Below are 595 nucleotides of genomic sequence, written 5' to 3'. Positions count from 1 at the left end.
CAGAACCTGGATCACGCGGACATCGACACCATCCTCAAGCAGGTGCGTGGCAAAGCTGTGCCGCAGGGTATGAGGCCCCACACGTCTGGTGATCGCAGCGGCCCGCGCGCCTCGACAACCACGCGATGGAGCTGCCGTGTGCTGATGGGCCTCATGGTGTCCTGCCCGGGAAACAGCCAGCCACCCGAATGCATCACCCCCTGCTGGCGTCCGGCCTTCCACCACTCCCGCAGCAGGGGCAGAAGGTCGGCCGGAAGCATGGCATTGCGATATCGTCCCCCTTTGCCCCGTTCGACCCTGAGCAGCATGCGCTCGCTGTCGATATCACTGATCTTGAGAGCGGCGACCTCGGCCACCCGCAGGCCTGCCCCATAGGCGACCGACAGGGCGGCCTGGTGCTTGAGGCATACGGTCGCGTTGAGCAGCCGGGCAACCTCATCGCGGCTCAGCACGACGGGCAGGTTGCGGGGCTGCGCCACCCGAACCAGCTTACGTGCGAGGTCGGGTCGGTCGAGTGTTTGGGTGAAGAAAAACCGCAGCGCCGACACGATGGCGTTCAGGGTCGGTGTCGGCAGGCCAGCCGCGTTCTGTGCGA

1 protein-coding gene and 1 pseudogene are annotated in these 595 nt (G+C 66.1%); both read right to left on the bottom strand.

All coding sequences use genetic code 11. The features are described from left to right. Positions 1-81, bottom strand: an 81-nt coding sequence (locus tag JCM25146_RS25210) for a tyrosine-type recombinase/integrase (protein WP_408734929.1), incomplete at its 3' end; no start/stop codon positions are given. A 92-nt stretch (positions 82-173) separates the two neighbouring features. Next, positions 174-452, bottom strand: a pseudogene (locus tag JCM25146_RS25205) (tyrosine-type recombinase/integrase); the annotation flags it as partial. Positions 453-595 lie beyond the last annotated feature (143 nt).

It is taken from the genome of Acetobacter okinawensis JCM 25146, from assembly GCF_000613865.1.
In the GTDB taxonomy this organism is placed as follows: Bacteria; Pseudomonadota; Alphaproteobacteria; order Acetobacterales; family Acetobacteraceae; genus Acetobacter; species Acetobacter okinawensis.
The sequence above is the reverse complement of the archived record's forward strand: the minus strand, read 5'-3'. Positions and strand labels throughout refer to the sequence as shown.